Annotated in this window: 20 protein-coding genes and 1 tRNA gene; 11 read left to right on the top strand and 10 right to left on the bottom strand. The window is 73.1% G+C overall.

Annotation, left to right across the window (positions count from 1 at the left end; genetic code table 11):
* Positions 1-78: 78 nt before the first annotated feature.
* On the bottom strand, positions 79-684 hold the full coding sequence (locus RNC47_RS08430) for an SACE_7040 family transcriptional regulator (protein WP_311596969.1): 606 nt from the start codon (positions 682-684) through the stop codon (positions 79-81).
* A gap of 48 nt (positions 685-732) precedes the next feature.
* Here RNC47_RS08430 and RNC47_RS08425 point away from each other — a divergent pair, with 48 nt between their 5' ends.
* The 4 genes from RNC47_RS08425 to RNC47_RS08410 are packed head-to-tail and all read left to right on the top strand — an operon-like array spanning position 733 to position 6,450.
* The gene (locus tag RNC47_RS08425; protein ID WP_311596968.1) at positions 733-2,340 is read left to right on the top strand and encodes a carboxyl transferase domain-containing protein; all 1,608 of its coding nucleotides are present in this window, start codon (positions 733-735) and stop codon (positions 2,338-2,340) included.
* Between the two features lie 29 nt (positions 2,341-2,369).
* The gene (locus RNC47_RS08420) at positions 2,370-4,349 is read left to right on the top strand and encodes an ATP-binding protein (protein ID WP_311596986.1); all 1,980 of its coding nucleotides are present in this window, start codon (positions 2,370-2,372) and stop codon (positions 4,347-4,349) included.
* Positions 4,346-5,296 carry a hydroxymethylglutaryl-CoA lyase gene (locus RNC47_RS08415; RefSeq protein ID WP_311596966.1) on the top strand — a complete coding sequence of 317 codons (951 nt, stop codon included), beginning with the start codon at positions 4,346-4,348 and terminating at the stop codon, positions 5,294-5,296. Before RNC47_RS08420 ends, RNC47_RS08415 begins: the two co-directional genes overlap by 4 nt.
* Positions 5,297-5,301: 5 nt before the next feature.
* Positions 5,302-6,450 carry an acyl-CoA dehydrogenase family protein gene (locus tag RNC47_RS08410; RefSeq protein WP_311596964.1) on the top strand — a complete coding sequence of 383 codons (1,149 nt, stop codon included), beginning with the start codon at positions 5,302-5,304 and terminating at the stop codon, positions 6,448-6,450.
* Positions 6,451-6,504: 54 nt separating this feature from the next.
* On the opposite strand, the gene RNC47_RS08405 is transcribed toward RNC47_RS08410, so the two are convergent.
* The 5 genes from RNC47_RS08405 to RNC47_RS08385 form a co-directional block, all read right to left on the bottom strand.
* Entirely contained in the window at positions 6,505-6,633 is a 129-nt protein-coding gene (locus tag RNC47_RS08405; RefSeq protein WP_311596963.1) for an LPFR motif small protein, read from the bottom strand.
* Between the two features lie 84 nt (positions 6,634-6,717).
* Complete coding sequence (locus RNC47_RS08400; protein ID WP_311596962.1) at positions 6,718-7,074, bottom strand: hypothetical protein; 357 nt, start codon at positions 7,072-7,074, stop codon at positions 6,718-6,720.
* A 138-nt stretch (positions 7,075-7,212) separates the two neighbouring features.
* Entirely contained in the window at positions 7,213-7,683 is a 471-nt protein-coding gene (locus RNC47_RS08395) for an NUDIX hydrolase (protein WP_311596960.1), read from the bottom strand.
* Positions 7,680-7,898, bottom strand: a complete 219-nt coding sequence (locus RNC47_RS08390) for a DUF397 domain-containing protein (RefSeq protein WP_311596959.1) — start codon at positions 7,896-7,898, stop codon at positions 7,680-7,682. Before RNC47_RS08390 ends, RNC47_RS08395 begins: the two co-directional genes overlap by 4 nt.
* Complete coding sequence (locus RNC47_RS08385) at positions 7,895-8,794, bottom strand: helix-turn-helix domain-containing protein (protein WP_311596958.1); 900 nt, start codon at positions 8,792-8,794, stop codon at positions 7,895-7,897. Before RNC47_RS08385 ends, RNC47_RS08390 begins: the two co-directional genes overlap by 4 nt.
* A 154-nt stretch (positions 8,795-8,948) precedes the next feature.
* On the opposite strand from RNC47_RS08385, the gene RNC47_RS08380 reads away from it, so the two are divergent.
* On the top strand, positions 8,949-9,356 hold the full coding sequence (locus RNC47_RS08380; protein ID WP_311596957.1) for an ATP-binding protein: 408 nt from the start codon (positions 8,949-8,951) through the stop codon (positions 9,354-9,356).
* A gap of 9 nt (positions 9,357-9,365) precedes the next feature.
* On the opposite strand, the gene RNC47_RS08375 is transcribed toward RNC47_RS08380, so the two are convergent.
* The gene (locus tag RNC47_RS08375) at positions 9,366-9,938 is read right to left on the bottom strand and encodes a hypothetical protein (RefSeq protein ID WP_311596955.1); all 573 of its coding nucleotides are present in this window, start codon (positions 9,936-9,938) and stop codon (positions 9,366-9,368) included.
* Positions 9,939-9,945: 7 nt separating this feature from the next.
* On the bottom strand, positions 9,946-10,902 hold the full coding sequence (locus RNC47_RS08370; RefSeq protein ID WP_311596954.1) for a DUF389 domain-containing protein: 957 nt from the start codon (positions 10,900-10,902) through the stop codon (positions 9,946-9,948).
* Positions 10,903-11,030: 128 nt separating this feature from the next.
* On the opposite strand from RNC47_RS08370, the gene RNC47_RS08365 reads away from it, so the two are divergent.
* A complete protein-coding gene (locus RNC47_RS08365; RefSeq protein WP_311596953.1) occupies positions 11,031-11,306 on the top strand; it encodes a hypothetical protein in 276 nt (91 codons plus the stop codon).
* A 67-nt stretch (positions 11,307-11,373) separates the two neighbouring features.
* Positions 11,374-13,194, top strand: coding sequence for a glutamine--fructose-6-phosphate transaminase (isomerizing) (glmS, locus tag RNC47_RS08360; RefSeq protein WP_311596951.1), 1,821 nt, complete (start codon positions 11,374-11,376; stop codon positions 13,192-13,194).
* Positions 13,195-13,976: 782 nt separating this feature from the next.
* On the opposite strand, the gene RNC47_RS08355 is transcribed toward glmS, so the two are convergent.
* A complete protein-coding gene (locus RNC47_RS08355; protein WP_311596949.1) occupies positions 13,977-14,501 on the bottom strand; it encodes a universal stress protein in 525 nt (174 codons plus the stop codon).
* Positions 14,502-15,210: 709 nt separating this feature from the next.
* Between RNC47_RS08355 and RNC47_RS08350 the strand changes: the two genes are divergently transcribed.
* The 3 genes from RNC47_RS08350 to RNC47_RS08340 all read left to right on the top strand — a co-directional run bounded on the left by RNC47_RS08350 (position 15,211) and on the right by RNC47_RS08340 (position 17,135).
* Positions 15,211-16,320 carry a GlxA family transcriptional regulator gene (locus RNC47_RS08350; RefSeq protein ID WP_311596947.1) on the top strand — a complete coding sequence of 370 codons (1,110 nt, stop codon included), beginning with the start codon at positions 15,211-15,213 and terminating at the stop codon, positions 16,318-16,320.
* A 59-nt stretch (positions 16,321-16,379) separates the two neighbouring features.
* On the top strand, positions 16,380-16,976 hold the full coding sequence (gene orn, locus RNC47_RS08345) for an oligoribonuclease (protein WP_311596944.1): 597 nt from the start codon (positions 16,380-16,382) through the stop codon (positions 16,974-16,976).
* 83 nt (positions 16,977-17,059) lie between these two features.
* Positions 17,060-17,135: transfer RNA gene (locus RNC47_RS08340), tRNA-His, on the top strand.
* A gap of 93 nt (positions 17,136-17,228) precedes the next feature.
* Here the strand turns inward: RNC47_RS08340 and RNC47_RS08335 are convergent.
* On the bottom strand, positions 17,229-17,918 hold the full coding sequence (locus RNC47_RS08335; protein ID WP_311596942.1) for a DUF2637 domain-containing protein: 690 nt from the start codon (positions 17,916-17,918) through the stop codon (positions 17,229-17,231).
* A 193-nt stretch (positions 17,919-18,111) separates the two neighbouring features.
* Here RNC47_RS08335 and RNC47_RS08330 point away from each other — a divergent pair, with 193 nt between their 5' ends.
* Positions 18,112-19,710 (top strand): sigma factor, encoded by a 1,599-nt coding sequence (locus RNC47_RS08330; RefSeq protein WP_311596941.1) that lies wholly within the window; start codon positions 18,112-18,114, stop codon positions 19,708-19,710.
* The last annotated feature ends 34 nt before the right edge of the window (positions 19,711-19,744 follow it).

The raw sequence follows: 19,744 nt of genomic DNA, 5'->3' as shown, positions 1-19,744 counted from the left end.
GGGGAAACCCGGCGCGAAGCGCCACCCCGCTCGGCCCGCAGCCACCCCCGCGCGGAGCGCGGCGGCCTTCCGCGCGCGTCAGCGCGCCGCCGCGGCCAGGGCCGCGCGGGCCTGGCGGTGCAGGAGGGCCGCGGTCTCCGCCCGGTCCGGCAGGTTCGTCGGGCTGGACAGCCGCCGCGTGGAGTTGAGGAGGCCGAACACCGCGTGCACCGCCGCCCGCGCCCGCGGCTCCGGCAGCCCGGGGTGGGCGCGGCGGGCCACCTGGACCCACAGCTCCAGGTACTCCCGCTGGAGCCGCCGCACCCGCTTGCGGTCGGCCTCCGGGAGCCAGTCCAGCTCGCGGTCGTGGAGCGTGATCAGCGCCCGGTCGTCGAGCGCGAAGTCGATGTGCCCCGCGATCAGCGCGTCCAGCGCCTCCTCCGCCGGGCGGCCGGCCGCCTCGGCCTCCTCGACCCGCCGGAGGCCGCCGTCCCGCAGCCGGCTGCTGATGCCGACCAGCAGCTCGGTCAGCATCGCGTCCTTGCCGGCGAAGTGCCGGTAGAGGGCGGGGCCGCTCACGCCGACCGCGGCTCCTATGTCGTCGACGCCCACGCCGTGGAAGCCGCGCTCGGCGAAGAGCCTGGACGCCTCGCGCAGGATCTGCTCGCGGCGGGAGAGGGCGTGGGCGGAGGCGTGCGACGTCATGAGAACGTATTGTAGACAGGCCCGTTAACGAGCGTTAACCTCTTCGGTATGCGGCAGGCACCGACGCTCAGCAGCACCGTGGACCCGGCGTCCGCGTCGTACCGGGCCAACGAGGCGGCTCACCGCGAGCTCGCCGCCGAACTGCGCGAGAAGCTGGCCACCGCCCGCCTCGGCGGCGGTGAGCGGGCCCGCGCCCGGCACGTGGCGCGCGGCAAGCTGCTGCCCCGGGACCGGGTGGACGCGCTGCTCGACCCCGGGTCGCCCTTCCTGGAGCTCGCGCCCCTCGCCGCCGACGGCCTCTACGACGGGCAGGCGCCCGCCGCCGGGGTCATCGCCGGCGTCGGCCGGGTCAGCGGCCGTGAGGTCGTCGTCGTCGCCAACGACGCCACCGTCAAGGGCGGCACCTACTACCCGCTCACCGTCAAGAAGCACCTGCGGGCCCAGGAGGTCGCCCTGGAGAACCGCCTGCCCTGCCTCTACCTGGTGGACTCGGGCGGCGCGTTCCTGCCCATGCAGGACGAGGTGTTCCCCGACCGCGAGCACTTCGGCCGCATCTTCTACAACCAGGCGCGCATGTCGGCCGCCCGCATCCCGCAGATCGCCGCCGTGCTCGGCTCCTGCACCGCCGGCGGCGCCTATGTGCCGGCCATGAGCGACGAGGCCGTCATCGTGCGCGGGCAGGGCACGATCTTCCTCGGCGGGCCGCCGCTGGTGAAGGCCGCCACCGGTGAGGTCGTCACGGCCGAGGAGCTCGGCGGCGGCGAGGTGCACGCCCGCACCTCGGGCGTCACCGACCACCTCGCCGAGGACGACGCGCACGCGCTGCGCATCGTCCGCACCATCGTCGCCACCCTGCCGGAGCGTGGCCCGCTGCCGTGGTCGGTCGCCCCGGTCGAGGAGCCCGCCGTCGACCCGGCCGGCCTCTACGGCGTGGTCCCGGTCGACCCGCGCACCACCTACGACGTCCGCGAGGTGATCGCCCGCCTCGTCGACGGCTCCCGACTCCAGGAGTTCAAGGCCGAGTTCGGGCCGACCCTGGTCACCGGCTTCGCCCGGATCCACGGCCACCCGGTCGGCATCGTCGCGAACAACGGCATCCTGTTCTCCGAATCGGCCCAGAAGGGCGCCCACTTCGTCGAGCTGTGCGACCAACGCGGCATCCCGCTGCTCTTCCTGCAGAACATCGCGGGCTTCATGGTCGGCCGCGACTACGAGGCCGGCGGCATCGCCAAGCACGGCGCCAAGATGGTCACCGCCGTCGCCTGCGCCCGCGTGCCCAGGCTCACCGTGGTGATCGGCGGCTCCTACGGCGCGGGCAACTACTCGATGTGCGGCCGGGCGTACTCGCCGCGCTTCCTGTGGATGTGGCCCAACGCCAAGATCTCCGTGATGGGCGGCGAGCAGGCCGCGGCCGTGCTCGCCACCGTCAAGCGCGACCAGCTCGGGGACGCCTGGTCGGCCGAGGAGGAGGAGGCGTTCAAGGCCCCGATCCGCCGGCAGTACGAGACGCAGGGCAGCGCCTACTACGCCACGGCGCGGCTGTGGGACGACGGCGTGATCGACCCGCTGGAGACGCGCACCGTCCTCGGCCTCGCCCTCACCGCCTGCGCCAACGCGCCCCTGTCAGAGCCGAGTCACGGCGTCTTCCGAATGTGAGGGAGGGCAACACCGCCATGTTCACCGGCATGTTCGAGACCGTGCTCGTGGCCAACCGCGGCGAGATCGCCGTCCGGGTGATCCGCACCCTGCGCCGCCTCGGCATTCGCTCGGTCGCCGTCTACAGCGACGCCGACGCCGACGCCCGGCACGTCCGCGAGGCCGACGTGGCCGTCAGGATCGGCCCGACCCCGGCCGCCGAGAGCTACCTCGCCATCCCCAGGCTGCTGGCGGCCGCCGCCGAGACCGGCGCCCAGGCCGTCCACCCCGGCTACGGATTCCTCGCGGAGAACGCGGCGTTCGCCCGCGCCGTCACCACCGCCGGGCTCGCCTTCGTCGGCCCGCCGGCCGCCGCCATCGAGACCATGGGCGACAAGATCCGCGCCAAGGCCGCCGTCGAGGCGGCGGGCGTGCCTGTCGTCCCCGGCGTCTCGGGCCCGGAGCTCGCCGCCGCCGCGCGGAAGCTGGGCCCGCCGCTGCTGCTCAAGCCGGCCGCCGGGGGCGGCGGCAAGGGCATGCGACTGGTCACCGACACCGGGGAGTTGGAGGAGCAGATCGCCGGGGCGCGCCGCGAGGCGCTCGCCTCCTTCGGCGACGACACCCTGCTCGCCGAGCGCTTCGTCGAGCGGCCCCGCCACATCGAGGTGCAGGTGATCGCCGACGACCACGGCGCCGTGTTGCGGCTCGCCGAGCGCGAGTGCTCGCTGCAGCGCCGCCACCAGAAGATCGTGGAGGAGGCGCCGAGCCCGCTGCTCGACGACGCCACCCGCGCCCGGATGGGCGAGGCCGCCGTCGCCGCCGCCCGCGCCTGCGACTACCGGGGCGCGGGCACCGTCGAGTTCATCGTCCCCGGCACCGACCCGAGCACCTTCTACTTCATGGAGATGAACACCCGGCTCCAGGTCGAGCACCCCGTCACCGAGCTGATCACCGGGCTCGACCTCGTGGAGTGGCAGCTGCGGATCGCCGCCGGCGAGCCGTTGCCGTTCACCCAGGACGAGGTGCGCCTCACCGGCCACGCCGTCGAGGCCAGGATCTGCGCGGAGAACCCGGCCACCGGCTTCCTGCCCTCGGCCGGCACCGTCCGGCTGCTGCGCGAGCCGGTCGGCGAGGGGATCCGGGTCGACTCGGGGCTCGACGCGGGCACCGAGGTGTCCACCGCCTACGACCCGATGCTCGCCAAGGTCGTCGCCCACGGCCCGGACCGTCCCACCGCGCTGCGCCTGCTGCGCGCCGCGCTCGCCGGCACCACCGTCCTCGGCGTGGACACCAACACCGGCTTCCTGCGCCGCCTGCTGGCCCATCCGGACGTCGTCGCCGGCGAGTTGGACACCGGCCTGGTCGACCGCGCGGCGCCCTCGCTGATCCCGGCCACCGTCCCGGACGAGGTGTACGTCGCCGCCGCGCTGCTGCGGCACGCCGAGCTCGCCCCGGCCCCCGACCCGGCCGGCTGGACCGATCCGTTCTCCGTGCCGTCCGGTTGGCGCCTCGGCGGCCAACCGGCCTGGACCAGCAGCGCGTTGCGCGTCGCCGGACACGACCCCGTCACGGTGCTGGTCCGCCCCGGCGAGGCCCGTGTCGGCGAGGCCGAGCCGGTGCCCGCCCGGCTGGTCTCCCGCACCACCGGCACCGTCCACGTCGAACTCGCCGGCACCATCCACGCGTTCACCCACGCCGCAGTGGCCGACGGGCACTGGCTGGGGCGGGACGGCGACGTCTGGCACGTCACCGAGCACGACCCGATCGCCACCGCGGGCCCTGGCGCGGCCGCCAGCGCCGACGCGCTCACCGCCCCCATGCCCGGCACCGTCACCGTCGTCAAGGCCACCGTCGGCGAGCGGGTGACGGCCGGTCAGAGCCTGCTGGTCGTCGAGGCCATGAAGATGGAGCACGTCATCGCGGCCCCGCACGACGGCACCGTCACCGAACTCCCCGTCGCCGCCGGCGCCACGGTCACCATGGACCAGCTCCTCGCCGTCGTCGCCCCCGCCGAGGAGCCCGCGCCATGACCCGCCCCACCCGCACCCCGGAGCCCGGCCTCCCCACCCGCGTCCGGATCCACGAGGTGGGCCCGCGCGACGGCCTGCAGAACGAGAAGGCCGTCGTCCCCGTCGAGGTCAAGGCCGAGTTCATCCACCGGCTCGCCGACGCCGGGCTCACCACCATCGAGGCCACCAGCTTCGTCCACCCCGCCTGGGTCCCCCAACTCGCCGACGCCGAGCGGCTCTTCCCCCTCCTCGACGACCTGCGCGACCGCCGGCTGCCCGTCCTCGTCCCCAACGAGCGCGGCCTCGACCGGGCGTTGGCCCTCGGCGCCCGCGAGGTCGCCGTCTTCGCCAGCGCCACCGAGTCCTTCGCCAAGGCCAACCTCAACCGCACCGTCGAGGAGTCGCTGCGGATGTTCGCGCCCGTCGTCGCGCACGCCGTCGTCGAGGACGTCCCCGTGCGCGGCTACGTCTCCATGTGCTTCGGCGACCCCTGGGAGGGGGAGGTGCCGGTGGCCCGGGTCGTCGCCGTGGCCCGCCGCCTGATCGAGCTCGGCGTCTCCGAGCTCAGCCTCGGCGACACCATCGGCGTCGCCACCCCGGGCCAGGTCACCGCCCTGCTCACCGCGCTCGGCGAGGCCGGCATCCCCGTCGAGCGGATCGCCGTCCACTTCCACGACACCTACGGCCAGGCCCTCTCCAACACCCTGACCGCGCTGCGCCACGGCGTCACCACCGTCGACGCCTCGGCCGGCGGCCTCGGCGGCTGCCCCTACGCGAAGAGCGCCACCGGCAACCTCGCCACCGAGGACCTGCTGTGGATGCTCGAAGGACTCGGCATCGAGACCGGCGTCGACCTCGACCGGCTCGCCGCCACCAGCGTCTGGCTCGCCGACTACCTCGGCCGCCCCAGCCCGTCCCGCACCGTGCGGGCGCTCCACCCCGGCGCCCCCGACTCCCACGAGGAGTGACGACCATGCCCCTGGACCACAGGCTGACCCCGGAACACGAGGAACTGCGCCGCACCGTCGAGCAGTTCGCCAACGACGTCGTCGCGCCGCGCATCGCCGAGCACTACGAGGCGCACACCTTCCCGTACGAGATCATCCGCGAGATGGGCAAGATGGGCCTGTTCGGCCTGCCGTTCCCCGAGGAGTACGGCGGCATGGGCGGCGACTTCCTCGCCCTCTGCCTGGCCATCGAGGAGCTGGCCCGCGTTGACTCCTCCGTCGCCGTCACCCTGGAGGCCGGCGTCTCGCTCGGCGTCACCCCCATCTACCGCTTCGGCACCGAGGCCCAGAAGCGGGAGTGGCTGCCGCGGCTCTGCGCCGGCGAGCAACTGGCCGCGTTCGGCCTCACCGAGCCCGGCTGCGGCTCCGACGCCGGCGGCACCCGCACCACCGCCGTGCGGGACGGCGACCAGTGGGTCATCAACGGCAGCAAGAGCTTCATCACCAACTCCGGCACCGACATCACCGGGCCGATCACCATCACCGCCCGCACCGGCCCCGACGGCGCCATCTCCACCATCATCGTCCCCGCCGGCACCCCTGGCCTCACCGTCGCCCCCGGCTACTCCAAGGTCGGGTGGAACGCCTCGGACACCCACGAGCTGTCCTTCACCGACTGCCGGGTCCCCGTCGAGAACCTGCTGGGCGAGGAGGGCCGGGGGTACGCGCAGTTCCTGACCGTGCTCGACGAGGGCCGGATCGCCTTCTCGGCGCTGGCCACCGGCCTCGCCCAGGGCTGCGTCGACCAGTCCACCGCCTACGCCCGCACCCGCGAGGCGTTCGGCCGCCCGATCGGCGCCAACCAGGCCATCCAGTTCAAGCTGGCCGACATGGAGGCCCGCGCCCACACCTCCCGCACCACCTGGCGGGACGCCGCCTCCCGGCTCCAGGCCGGCGAACCGTTCAAGAAGGCCGCCGCCGTCGCCAAGCTGCACTCCTCGGACGCCGCCGTCACCAACGCCCGCGAGGCCACCCAGATCCACGGCGGCTACGGCTTCATGAACGAGTACCCGGTGGCGCGGATGTGGCGCGACGCCAAGATCCTGGAGATCGGCGAGGGCACGAGCGAGGTCCAACGCATGCTGATCGCCCGAGAGTTGGGCATGACCGCCTGACCGGACACGGAGCGGCGGCCGGCGCGCTCTGCGCCGGCCGCCACTCCCTCGGGGTCAGTGCCGCCCGCGTACCGTGTCGGACACTCCGCCGAAAAGCCGGGCGACGGCCCGGAACGGCAGGGAGACAACAGTGGCAACCGCCCCGCCGATCGCGCGGAGCACATCCGCGATGGCTCGGAACATGGCAGGCTCCTCCCTTCGATCGACCCTCGGGTAACCCGGACATCGGGCACGAAACGTACGGCGCCGTCGCCGCCGCGAACCGGCTCACTCGTCCAACAACGCGTGGCAGAGGTCGAGCACCGCCTCGTTCTGTTCCTCGAAGGCGAGGTCGCACCACAGGGACGGGTCGTCCATGACGTCGGCCAGGCTCGGGGTCTCGCCGGGCTCGGGGTCCGCGTCGGGGTCCTGTTCCGGCTCGGTCGCGGGAGGCGGGTCGTCGGGCACGGGGGTGGTCAGGCCCTCGTTGGGGGAGGGGGCGGTCAGGTCGAGGTCGGGCTCGGGGACCGGCTGGGCGGTGTCCTCGTTCCGGTCGGGGCCCGGCTCCGCGTCGGCCGGCGCGCCGCAGGCGGCGGCGAGCAGCACGGCGGCCGTCAGCGCGAGAGACCTTCGTATCAGAGCCACGCGATCCTCCGGCGATCGTTCCTCTTCGGATCCGGGGGCCACTCTGCCAGACCGCCGCGAGGTGAACTCTCGGTGAACGGTCGTCGGTCCGCCTCGCGAGCCCTCGCCGCCCGGCGACGGCGCGGCGGGCGTGGCGTCTCAGTGCTGGATGAGCCGGCCGGTTCGGACGGGTGGGACGTGGCCGGTGGCCGGGCGGGTCAGGGCCAGGGCGAGGCCGACGTCGACCAGCGACGAGCGCCGTAGGCGGGCGACGTCGGGGATCGGCGTCCACACCGACTCGGCGGTCTCGCCGTTCGGCTCGGGCCTGGGCCGGCCGCCGGTGATGCGGACCTCGTAGAAGACACCGACGTTCTGGTGCGGGACACCCCGACGCGCCTCGGCCGCGGGGATCACCCGGGAGTCCACGCCCAACAGTCGCTCGACGACGGCCTCGTACCCGGTCTCCTCGGCGACCTCCCGGATCACCGCGTCGAACGGATCCTCCAAGGGTTCGACCCCGCCACCGGGAAGCGTCCAGACGCTCTCGCCCTCCGGCGGCACGTGGTGGGCGAGCAGCACGCGTTGCCCGTCCTCGACACAGACGGCGTACGCCGCCAGCCGGAAACTCACGCGCTCACCGGCGGGTCGAACTCGCCCTGCGCGGCGCCGGCTATGAAGCACTCCCACACGTGCCGGGTGACGAGGAACGGCGGGTTGGCCAGGTCCTCGTTGTCCCGTATCGCCACGCGTCCGTCGTCCAGGAAGGCCACCTCCAGGCAACCGTTGGCGGAGTCGCTGGCCGAGGACTTGAACCAGCGGGCGTCGCTGAGGGTGGGGCGCGTCATCGATACTCCTTGCGCAACTGGTCGAGGAACTTCCTGGTGTCCGCCGGTGAGAGCGACTGGCGGCGGAGGCGGTCGAAGGTCACCGCGAACCTCTGTACGCTCGCGGCCTTCTTGACGTACTGGTTGCCCGCCGCTCCGTCGCAGTAGACCAGGTCCGGATCCTCGCCCCCGGGGAAGGACAACCGCAGGAAGCTGCCCGTCTGGGCGGCGTGCGCGCCGGCGCTGAACGGCAGTACCTGGACGGTGACTTTCGCACGGTCGGCCATGTCGAGCAGGTGGCTCACCTGGGCGCGCATCGTGTCTGTGCCACCCACCAGGCGCCGTAGTGCCGCCTCGTCGATCACCGATGTCAACTCGGGCGCCTCGGGATTGCCGAAGAGCAGCCGCTGGCGATGGAGTCGGAGAGCCACCAGGTTGTCCGCGGCCGATGGGTCCTCGTCCGCGAACCGGCCCTCGCGGATGGTGGCACGCGCGTAGTCCTCGGTCTGGAGCAACCCGTACACGATCGAGGAGCTGAACACGTCAAGCCGCTCGGCGTCCGCCTCAAGGCCAAGCAGTGTCTCCAGTCCTGCGGGCACGTCGTAGCCGGCCCACGGTTCGGGCTGGTCCGCCTCCTCCATCATCCGGAGCAGACGGTCGCGTTGCTCGGCCGGGGCGGCGTACGTGACCAGCAACGCTTGGATTTCCAGAGGCTTGAGCGCGCCACGGCCGTTCTCCAGGCGGCTGATCTTGGAGTCCGAACCGTAGATGGCCGCACCCGCCTGCTCGATGGTGAGTCCGGCCGCCTCCCGCAGCCTGCGGAGCTCCATGCCGAGGCGCCGCCTCAACGTCGCCGACCTGGGCTGTGCCGCCACCGTTGTCGCCCTTCGTGATCCGTTCGCAACGAGCAGCGCCATCCTTCCAGTTCGGATCGGCGCCTCCCAGCACACTTCCGAGTGAAGCTCCGTTTTGCAACTTCAAAATGAACCGGCAGTCCGCGATGGTGGGAGCCGCGAAGCGGTGACTCCCGGCGGTCGCGGCCGCCGGGCCGGGCGACAGCGAGGTTCCGTCATGCATGAGCACACCTGGTCTCACGAGGCTTGCGCCTCGACCCGGTTCCGGCTGCGCGCCGAGCGTGAATCGGCCGCCGTCGCGCGGCGGTTGACGCGGCGGTGGTTGGGGGACGTGGCGGTGGTCGACGACGCCGCGCTGGTCGTCACGGAGCTGGTGGCCAACGCCGTGACGCACACCGGCAGTCGGTACGTCGTCTGCCGGCTCGCCGTCTGCGAGGACGAGGTGTGGCTCGCGGTCGAGGACGAGGGCGGGACGTCGGCCGTGCCGCGCCCCGGCGTCCCGGACGACGAGGCCGAGTGCGGGCGCGGGCTGCTGCTGGTCGAGGCCGTGTCGGTCGACTGGGGCGTGGCGCCGCTCGAACCCGAGGGGCGGGTGGTGTGGGCGGCGCTCAAGCACCCCGGTTGAGGCGGCCGGTCAGCCGCTCGCGCCCTCCGGGTCGACCGGCGCGCCGTCGCCGTTCGGTGGGAGGTCGCCGCGTTCGACGGGCGCGTCGGGGGCGCCCTCCGGCGCCTCGGGGAGGGTCGCCGAGAGCTCCGCGTCGTCGGCGACGTGGGCCTCGTCCAGCGCGGAGCGCAGCGTCTCGCGGGACACCGCGTCGGCCGGCGCCTCGACCGTGACGGTGTGGCCGTCCTCCACGCGGACGTAGGCGTGGGGGCCGAGGTCCACCGACGGCCGGTACCAGACGGAGTCGCCGTCCGGCTCGCAGTCGCAGTTGGCCGGGTCGACCGTGCCGCGGTCGACGACCAGGTGGATGGTGGAGCCGTCCGAGGACGAGACATATGTGCTCTGGAAGCCGTCGGCGCCGGCCGGGGCCACCGACATGGGCGCCAGCTCGTAGCCGGACACCTCGGTCACATAGACCAGCTCGATCGCCGTCTCGAGCGAGGCGGCCCGCGCCTCCAACTCGTCGCGGTCGGCGGCCCCCTCACCGCAGGCGGCGAGCGGTACGAGGAGGGCCAGCGGCAGCAGCCGGAGTCTTCGTCTCATACGGTCATCATCCGGCACTCCGACTCCGCCGGGTGGGGACCATGTTCCGGACCCAGGCCCAGGAGAGCTTCTGCACCAGCAGCGTGAGCGTGCCGGCGACCAGGATGCCGGCGAGGTTCACGCCCAGTTGCAGCATGGAGCCGAGGGCCTCGGTGACATGGCCGTAGCTCAGGGCCAGGGCGGCGTGGCCGGCCGCCGGGACCGTGGTCACCGAGATCGTCACGCCCACCAGCGCCGCCGACTTGGCGGAGGTCAGCGAGACCATCCCGGCCACGCCGGCCAGCAGGGCCACCACGAAGGACATGATGTCCGGCTGCCAGACGAACTCGACCGTCGGATGCGGCTGCTCGAACTGCGCCTTCGAGAACACCCCGAACCCGTCCATCACCAGCGAGAAGGCCGCCGTCAGCAGCATCGCCAACGGGAAGCCGACGAGCAGCGCGGCCAGCGACCGCAGCCCGAGCCGCGGCGCCCACGCGGCCAGGCTGGTGCAGACCCCGGCCAGCGGCCCCAGCTCGGGGCCCACCACCATCGCGCCGACGATCAGGATCGCGCTGTCCAGCAGCACCCCGCAGGCGGCCAGCATCGTCGCCACGGTGAGGAAGACGAGGAAGGTGAACGTCAGCCGCGACTCCTCCTGCGTGGAGTCGATCAACGACTCCCACAGCACCGCGTCCACCCCGGCGCCCGGGGCCTCCTCCTGGGCCCGCTCGGAGCGCTCCGACAGCGACAGGTCGATGTCCTCGACCGAGACCGAGCCGACCTCCGCGAGGCCCGACGCGCGCAGCCGCCGCAGCAGCTCGTCCGCCGCCTCGCGCGCCACGTCGCACAGCACGAGGTCCCCCGCCGGGTCCCGCGCGGCCCCCGGCAGCACGACCAGGTGCGCCGTCCCGACCGTCGACGTCAGCTCGGCGACGACCTCCTCGGTACGGGCCGAGGGCACGATGATCCGCAGATGCAGCACGCCGGGCAGACTACTCACCCCCGCCGTCTCGCGACCGGGGCCCGGCCCCGGAATGAGGAACGACACGTCCGTGCCCGAAATCGGGCACAGATGTTGCGGACGTCCCTCTTGATCCGCAGTATCAAGGGGTGCTCGATCGCGGAACGCCCTACGACGACCTCGTGGACCACCTGGTGCGCACCACGCCGCTCGCCCGCGGTGAGGCTGCCCGGGTGGTTCTCGACGTGTTGGCGTACTTCGACGAGACGGCCGAGGAATACGTCCGGAGGCGGCACCGGGAGCTGCGTGGCCGTGGCCTCGGGAACGACGCGATCTTCGAGAGGATCGCGGCGGAGCTGCCACGCCGCGCCGTGGCGCCGCCGGCGCTCTCGCTGCGACAGCTGCGGCGGATCGTCTACGGATAGCGGCCGACGGGCGCGCGGGACACACGAGACACAGCGGATCAGCGGGAACAGCAGGAGGAGCCAGGGCATGTGCGGAATCGTGGGATACATCGGAAAGCGTGATGTCGCGCCCCTCCTGCTGGAGGGCCTGCAGCGCCTGGAGTACCGCGGCTACGACTCGGCCGGCATCGCCATCCAGAGCAGCGGCAAGGCCGGCGGGCTCAAGACCGTCAAGAACGCCGGGCGGGTCCGCGACCTGGAGGCCAAGGTGCCGGCCAGGTTCGCCGGCACCGCCGGCATCGCGCACACCCGCTGGGCCACCCACGGCGCCCCCAACGACACCAACGCCCACCCGCACCTGGACGCCCCGGGACGCGTCGCCGTCGTCCACAACGGCATCATCGACAACTGCGCCGAGCTGCGCGCCAAGCTGACCGCGGACGGCGTCGAGCTGGCCTCCGAGACCGACACCGAGGTACTGGCCCACCTCGTCGGCCGGGCCCAGGCCGAGACCCTGGAGGAGAAGGTCCGCGAGGCGCTCCGCTACGTCGAGGGCACCTACGGCATCGCCGTGCTGCACGCCGACTTCCCCGACCGGATCGTGGTCGCGCGCAACGGCTCGCCCGTGGTGCTCGGCATCGGCGAGAAGGAGATGTTCGTCGCCTCCGACGTGGCCGCGCTCATCAGCCACACCCGCCAGGTCATCACCCTGGACGACGGCGAGATGGCCACCATCAAGGCCGACGACTACCGCACCTACACCACCGACGGCAGCCGCACCGCCGCCGCGCCGACCACCGTGGAGTGGGAGGCGGAGAGCTGGGACATGGGCGGCCACGACACCTACATGCACAAGGAGATCGCCGAGCAGCCCGACGCCGTCGACCGCGTGCTGCGCGGCCGGATCGACGACCGGTTCGCCACCGTCCGGCTCGGCGGCCTCAACCTGGACGCGCGCGCCGCCCGCGGGGTGCGCCGGGTGAAGATCCTCGGCTGCGGCTCCGCCTACCACGCGGGCCTGATCGGCGCCCAGCTGATCGAGGAGCTGGCCAGGATCCCGGCCGACGCCGAGCCGGCCAGCGAGTTCCGCTACCGCAACGCCGTCGTGGACCCGGACACCCTCTACATCGCCACCAGCCAGTCGGGCGAGACCTACGACACGCTGGCCGCGGTCCAGGAGCTCAAGCGCAAGGGCGCCATGGTGCTCGGCGTGGTCAACGTGGTCGGCAGCGCCATCGCGCGGGAGACCGACGGCGGCGTGTACGTGCACGCCGGGCCCGAGGTGTGCGTGGTGTCCACCAAGTGCTTCACCAACACCGCCGTCGCCTTCGCGCTGCTCGCCCTGCACCTGGGCCGGATCAGGGACCTGTCGGTGGCGGACGGTCGGCGGATCATCGAGGGCCTGCGCAAACTGCCCGAGCAGATCGACCAGATCCTGGCCGACGAGGAGCGGATCGCCAAGCTGGCGGCCGAGTTCGCCGACGCCAAGAGCATGATGTTCGTCGGCCGGGTGCGGGGCTTCCCGGTGGCCAAGGAGGCCTCGCTCAAGCTCAAGGAGGTCTCGTACATCCACGCCGAGGCCTACCCGGCGTCCGAGCTCAAGCACGGCCCGCTGGCGCTGATCGAGCCGGCGGTGCCGACCGTGGCGATCATCCCGAACGACGAGCTGCTGGAGAAGAACCGGGCCACGCTGGAGGAGATCAAGGCCCGCAGCGGGCGGATCCTGGCGGTGGCGCACGAGGAGCAGGCCAAGGCCGACGACACCATCGTGGTGCCGCGCAACGAGCCGGAGCTCGACCCCGTGCTGATGGGCATCCCGCTGCAGCTGCTCGCCTACCACACGGCGCTGGCGCTCGGCCGGGACATCGACAAGCCGCGGAACCTGGCGAAGTCGGTGACCGTCGAGTAGCGGCGGACCGGGCCGGGACGCAGGGCGGCCCCCGGAGGGGTGCGTGCCACCATACGCACCACCGGGGGCCGCCATTTGCGCCGGCGTCGCCCATTACGCCGGCGGGGAGAAGCCGCCGCCGGGTCCGTCACCTCCCGGCCGGCGGCCGAAGTTCTGTCGGACCGCTGTCCCTTTTATGCCCGTCACAAACGCACAATCCACCAACCTGAGGCGACGAATTTGGTGAATGCTCGGTGAGAAGCCGCCGGACGGCGGCGGATGACCACTGGCGCGTAGCGCCAGTGTGTGCCACGGCGCGGTGCGCGCCCGCCGGCGAAAGCCGGCGTTGGCGCGCGGCGCCTGTCGGCGGGTCTGGCCGGTGGTCGGGTGCGGTGTTTGGTGGTGCGGGCCGTTGCCGGCGCGCGGCGCGCCGTGCCTGCCGGCGAAAGCCGGCACCTGCCGGTGGCGGGTGGTCGACCTGGCCGAGGTCGGAGCGGCGCCTGGCGGCGTCGACCGTCGCCGGTGCGAGGCGCGCAGCGCCTGTCGGCGGGCTTGGCCGGCGGTCGGGTGCGGTGTTTGGTGGTGCGGGCCGAGGCCGGCGCGCCGTGCCTGCCGGCGGAAGCCGGACCGGCTGGTGGCCGACCTGGCCGGCCGTCGGGTGCGGCGTTTGGTGACGCCGGCCGTTGCCCGCGTAGATCGGCGCGCGTCCGCGTCGTGCCTACCGGCGGCGAGCCGGGTGTGCGGGCGGGGGCAGGTGGGCCGGGACAGCAGGTAACAGGGCCAGGCCCCCGGCCAGGGAACCGTCAGGGGATGACGATCACGGGGCGCCGGGCGCGGCGGGCGAGGCGGCCGGAGACGGAGCCGAAGATCCGGCCGAGCAGGCCGTGGGTCGTGCCCACCACGATCGCGTCGGCCGCGTACTCCTGGCCGACCTCCTCAAGCTCGTGGCAGATGTCCCCGCCGCGCTCGAGCAGCACCCACGGCACCTCGGACAGGTAGTCCGAGCAGGCCAGCTCCAGACCCAGCACCTCCGTGCGGTGGTCCGGGACGTCGACCAGGGCCGGCGGCTCGCAGCCCGCCCAGACCGTGGTCGGCAGCCGGTTGGCGACGTGCACGATGATCAGCCCGCAGTTGGACCTGTTGGCCATGCCCACCGCGTACGCGAGGGCGCGCTCGCTCGATGTCGAGCCGTCGAAGCCGACCACCACACCATGCTGGAACGCCGGGTCGTGCGATGTGTGCGACTCCACCACCGAATCGGGCGTGGTGGACGAGGGATCGACGACGCGTCTGCGATCCGCTGGTTCGGGGAACTCGTATCCAGCCATCGGAGCCTCAGCGGTGGGTCAGTGAGGAAGCCTCGGGGTCTTGCCGGCGATGGAGGCGGAGGAACGTTGGTCGTGATGTCACAGGTTCCTCCTCCAGAGTACGGCGTTAGCTACCTAGTGCCCAGGGACGGTGCGTACAACCCCTGAAACCAGGCACGGAACCGTGACCGAGCAGCATGCCCTACGGGTGGCCGGGGACGCAATGCTTTCGGACACATTGCGGTACCTCCGCTGCCGGAGCGTGACCGGCTGCACCACCCGGCGCCTTCTCTTCTTGACATGTCCGCCCTACCTGCAACGATGCGCCCGGCGCGCGCCCCAGGGGCAAGGTTGCGCGGCAGGTGGCGCCCAGCGCCCGGCTGGTGCGACTGTCTTGCTGACGACTTTTATTTTCAGCCAACTTCCGCTTGGGCGAACCGTGTTGCCCACCTGTCACACCAACCCCATGGGTATACCGTCGGGGAGAGCCGTGCCGGGCCGTCCGCCCCACCCGTGACAAGTCACCGGGGAAAGGCGCACTTCCCCCAACTGCTCCTACGTGTAACGCTTCCTGATCGAATGCTTCGCGCCACGTTGTCATGTCGATTTAGCGCCGAGTGATGAACTTGTCCCGCCGACCTCGCCTGACACAGTAGATTCGATCTTGGCAATCACGTCGGGGGAAACGTGCAGGACCGAGAGGATGCGACGACCGAGGGAACTGAGGAGCATGAGCCAGGACCCAACGCACGGCCCCGAGCCCGCCGTCAAGCTCGCTGCCCGACGCCGCCGCGAAGTCGTCGCGGTGTTGCTGTTCAGCGGCAGTCCCATGTTCGAGAGCTCCATCCCGCTGTCCGTCTTCGGCGTCGACCGCCAGGATGCCGGGGTGCCGCGATACCGGTTGCTCGCCTGCGCCGGCGAGGAGGGGCCGCTGCGCACCACCGGCGGCCTCGAACTGCGCGCCCCCTACGGACTGGGGGCCGTGGCGCGGGCCGGCACGGTGATCGTGCCCGCCTGGCGGTCGATCACCGGACCGCCGCCGGCCGCGGCGCTCGCCGCCCTGCGGCGCGCGCACAGCGAGGGGGCGAGGATCGTCGGTCTGTGCACGGGCGCCTTCGCGCTCGGGGCGGCCGGCCTGCTCGACGGCAGGCCGGCGACCACGCACTGGATGTACGCCCCCACGCTCGCCAAGCGCTACCCGTCGGTCCACGTGGACCCCAGGGAGCTCTTCGTGGACGACGGGGACATCCTGACGTCGGCCGGCACGGCCGCCGGCATCGACCTGTGCCTGCACATCGTCCGCCAGGACCACGGCCCCGAGGCCGCGGCGGCCCTGGCCCGCCGCCTGGTGCTGCCGCCCCGGCGGGGGAACGGCGTGGAGACCGGCCAGCACCGGCACCTCGACAGGTCTTTACCAGAGGACATCGGAGCCGACCCGCTGGCCGAGGTGGTGGCCTGGGCGCTCGAGCACCTGCACGAGCAGTTCGACGTGGAGACGTTGGCGGCCCGCGCCTACATGAGCCGTCGCACCTTCGACCGGCGTTTCCGTGCTCTCACTGGGAGCGCTCCCCTGCAGTGGTTGATCACCCAGCGGGTGCTCCAGGCGCAGCGGCTGCTGGAGGTGTCCGACTACTCGGTGGACGAGGTCGCGGGCCGCTGCGGCTTCCGGTCCCCGGTGGCGCTGCGCGGCCACTTCAGGCGGCAGCTCGGGGCCTCTCCCGCCGCCTACCGGGCCGCGTACCGGGCGCGCCAGCAGGACAGCACGGCGGGCCGCGCCAAGCCGGTCGGGGACGGCTTCTCGCCCCGCCTGCCGGGCCAGCGGGGGCGCCCGACGCCGTAGGGGGCGCGGGAGGGGCGTTGCAGTGAGCCGGTCGCGCTGAGCGACGTAAGGTTGTTCGCATGAACGATCGCTTGGTGTGGATCGACTGCGAGATGACCGGGCTCTCGCTGGCCGACGACGCGCTCATCGAGGTGGCCGCGCTGGTGACCGACTCGGAGCTCAACGTGCTCGGCGAGGGGGTGGACATCGTCATCCGCCCCCCGGCCGAGGCGCTGGCCTCGATGCCGGAGGTGGTGCGCACCATGCACACCGCCTCGGGGCTGCTGGACGAGCTGGCCGCGGGCACCACGCTGGCCGACGCCGAGCGGCAGGTCCTGGACTACGTGCGCGAGCACGCCCCCGAGGCCGGCAAGACGCCCCTCTGCGGGAACTCGATCGGCACCGACCGCGGCTTCCTCGCCCGTGACATGCCGCGGCTCGAGTCCCACCTGCACTACCGGGTGATCGACGTCTCCTCGGTCAAGGAGCTGGCCCGCCGCTGGTACCCCAGGGCGTACTTCAACAGCCCCGAGAAGGCCGGCAACCACCGCGCCCTGGCGGACATCAGGGAGTCCATCGCCGAGCTGCGCTACTACCGCGAGGCCATCTTCGTGCCCCAGCCGGGACCGGACTCCGAGGCGGCCCGCCGGATCGCCGCCCAGCACGTGGTCTCCTGACCGGCGCGTGCTCTCCTGAAAGCGGCACGTGGCACCCCCGGCGACCCTGTATGCTTTTGAACCGGTCGCTGCGGCGGCCCACGGTGGGTGTAGCTCAGTTGGTAGAGCACCTGGTTGTGGTCCAGGTGGTCGCGGGTTCGAGTCCCGTCACTCACCCCAGTTTCCTCAGGGCCCGACTCGCGGATGCGCGGTCGGGCCTTTCGCATGCCCTGGTCCGGTCCACCGAGACCCGCGGGGCGGGAGTGAAGTACGTCACACCGCGCCGGCTCGGCTCTGGCTGGGGACCGTCCGTTGGCGGGGCAGCGCATGGCGCGGCGGACTGATCAGAGTGATCTGCCGGACGATCTGGTGGAAGGCCACGAGCGCCGAAATGGGGGGCAGACCTGCCACGGCCACGTCCGTCATGGTGGGTGGCGCCTGTGCTACGCAGAGCGCGACGGCGAGCCCGGAGAAGAGCACGACGACCGCCCAGGAGTGCCGGGCGTGCCGCTGGTGCAGGGCGGCGCGCAGGATGGAGAGCGAGGCGACCAGCCAGGGGCCGTAGATCAGCAGCGGCCAGCAGGCGGTGAGCGCGGCGGAGGAGCCCGGGCTCGCGACCTGACGCAGCGGCTCGTAGGAGATCAGCCCGCCCAGCACGCTCAGCATCGCCACCAGGACGGCGGCGGCCGCGGCCAGCAGCAGGCTCGACCAGCGCACCCAGCGCACCTTCGCCGGCTGGCCCGACCACTGCACGCGCCGGCGGCGGCCGCGGTGGCGTGGCAGGGACGCGCTGGGCGGCGGGTGGTGGATGGGTGGGATGGGCGGCCCGAAGATGCCCGCGAGCGGGGTGGTGTCGTCCGAGATTCCCCAGTTCTGGTGCGGGGAGCGGAGTTCGGGTGGCACCAGGAGTGTGGTCTCCTCGGAGGGGTGCCAGGGGGCGTCGCGCTGCTCAGGCATCGTCATCGGATCGGGGTCCTCGGCTCGTTGGTGTCACATTCCAGCAACGATGCGCGTGTTGCGGAGATGTGGGGCATTGGGGTGAAGGCGGAGGGTAGGACGGCTCGGCACGATGCCTTGACCAAACGGAGCGCACGATCTTGGCTGTTGCCATGCGTCACCGGGGAATCCGATCGCACACGTGTCGGCGGGGGGACTCATGACCGAGCCCGAGGAGGAGTCGCCGCCGGACCAGGCGTTGTTGGACCGGGTCAGGCGGGGGGACGAGGCGGCCTTCGGCGAGCTGTACCGACGGCACGTCGGGGGAGTCAAGCGCTACGCCCGGCTGTGCTGCCAGGACCCGCACCTGGTCGAGGACCTCACGGCCGAGGTGTTCGCGCGGACGCTGCGCCTGGTGCGCGGCGGCGCCGGGCCCGACGCCGCGGTGCGGGCGTATCTGCTGACCATCCTGCGGCGGGTGGCCGCACAGTGGGTCGCCGAGGGACGCATGGAGCAACCGGTCGGCGAGACCGACCAGTTGGCGCCGGCCGGCCGGGCGGTCTGCGCGCCGTCCGAGGTGCTGGCGCTCTCCCGGGCCGACTGCTCGATGGCCGCCCGCGCCTTCCGTAGCCTGCCCGAGCGGTGGCGGGCCGTGCTGTGGCACACGACGGTGGAGAACGAGCCGGTGAGCCGGGTCGCGCCGCTCCTCGGGCTCACCCCCAACGCGACGGCGGTGCTGGCGTTCCGGGCCCGGGAGGGGCTGCGGACCGCCTACCTCCAGGCGCACGTGTCCTCCTCGCTGACGAGGCAGGAGGAGTGCCGGGAGTACGCGGGCCGGCTCGGCGCCTACGCGCGGCGCAGTTCGCGGCGGCGGGGCTTCCGCGAGCTGCGCCGGCACCTGGACGGCTGCGCGCGCTGCCGGTCGGCCTATCTGGAGCTGGTGGACCTCAACTCGACGCTGCGCGGTCTGGTGCCCACGGGGCTGGTCGCCTTCTTCGCGGCGACCAGGATCGCCGGCGGTTCCGCGGGCATCGCCGCGGAGCTGAGCCCGGTCGGCGCGGTCGGCGCCGGCGGGGTGTTCGGCAAGGCGGCGGTCACCGCGACGTTCGCGCTGGCCACCGGGGCGATGGCGGTGACCCCGCTGCCGATGCCGGGGCCGGTGCCGGGGCCCGGCCAGCAGGGACCGCCGGCCGCGACGGCTGAGGTGGATCCCGGCGGGTCGCCGGTGGGCGGCTGGCCGGTCGTGGCCGCCCCGCACCTGCCCGAGCCGTCCGGCGACACGTCGGCTCCCGTGCCGTCCGCGCCGGGGCGGCCGTCGGAGGAGTCGGAGGAGGCGAGGACGGACGGCCCCGAGCCTGGCCCGGGGAACGGGCAGGCACTCGGCAGGGACTCGGACGGGGCGGTCGCCGCGGGGCGGGACGGGCTCCTGCCGGAGACGGCGGCCACGCCGGCCACGCCCGTCACCTCGGCGACGCCGGAGACCTCCGCGATGCCGGAGACCTCCGCGACGCCCGTGACGCCCGCGACCCCCGTGACGCCGGCGAGTCCCGCGGCCGGCGGCCAGGGCCTGGGTCTGGGGCAGGGCCAGGGGCTGGGACAGGACCGCGGCCAGGGCCTGGGTCTGGGACAGGAGCGGGGGAGGGGCCAGGAGGAGCCGGGCCCGCCGGCCGGTCCGCCGGGGCACGGCGGGGACGGTCAGCACGGCGCCGACGGCGCCGAGGCGCAGCGCGGCCGGCCGGACGACGACCCCGGCGCCGTTCCCCCGGTGGACCCCGCGGCGGAGCCGCCCCGGGTGCCGGCGCAGCGGTCCGCGCCCTGAGCGTCCCGGCGGTCCCGGTGTCCCCATAGGATCG

The sequence above is a fragment of the Streptomyces millisiae genome (assembly GCF_031845425.1).
In the GTDB taxonomy this organism is placed as follows: Bacteria; Actinomycetota; Actinomycetes; order Streptomycetales; family Streptomycetaceae; genus Streptomyces; species Streptomyces millisiae.
This window is presented reverse-complemented; position numbering and strand designations above follow the sequence as displayed.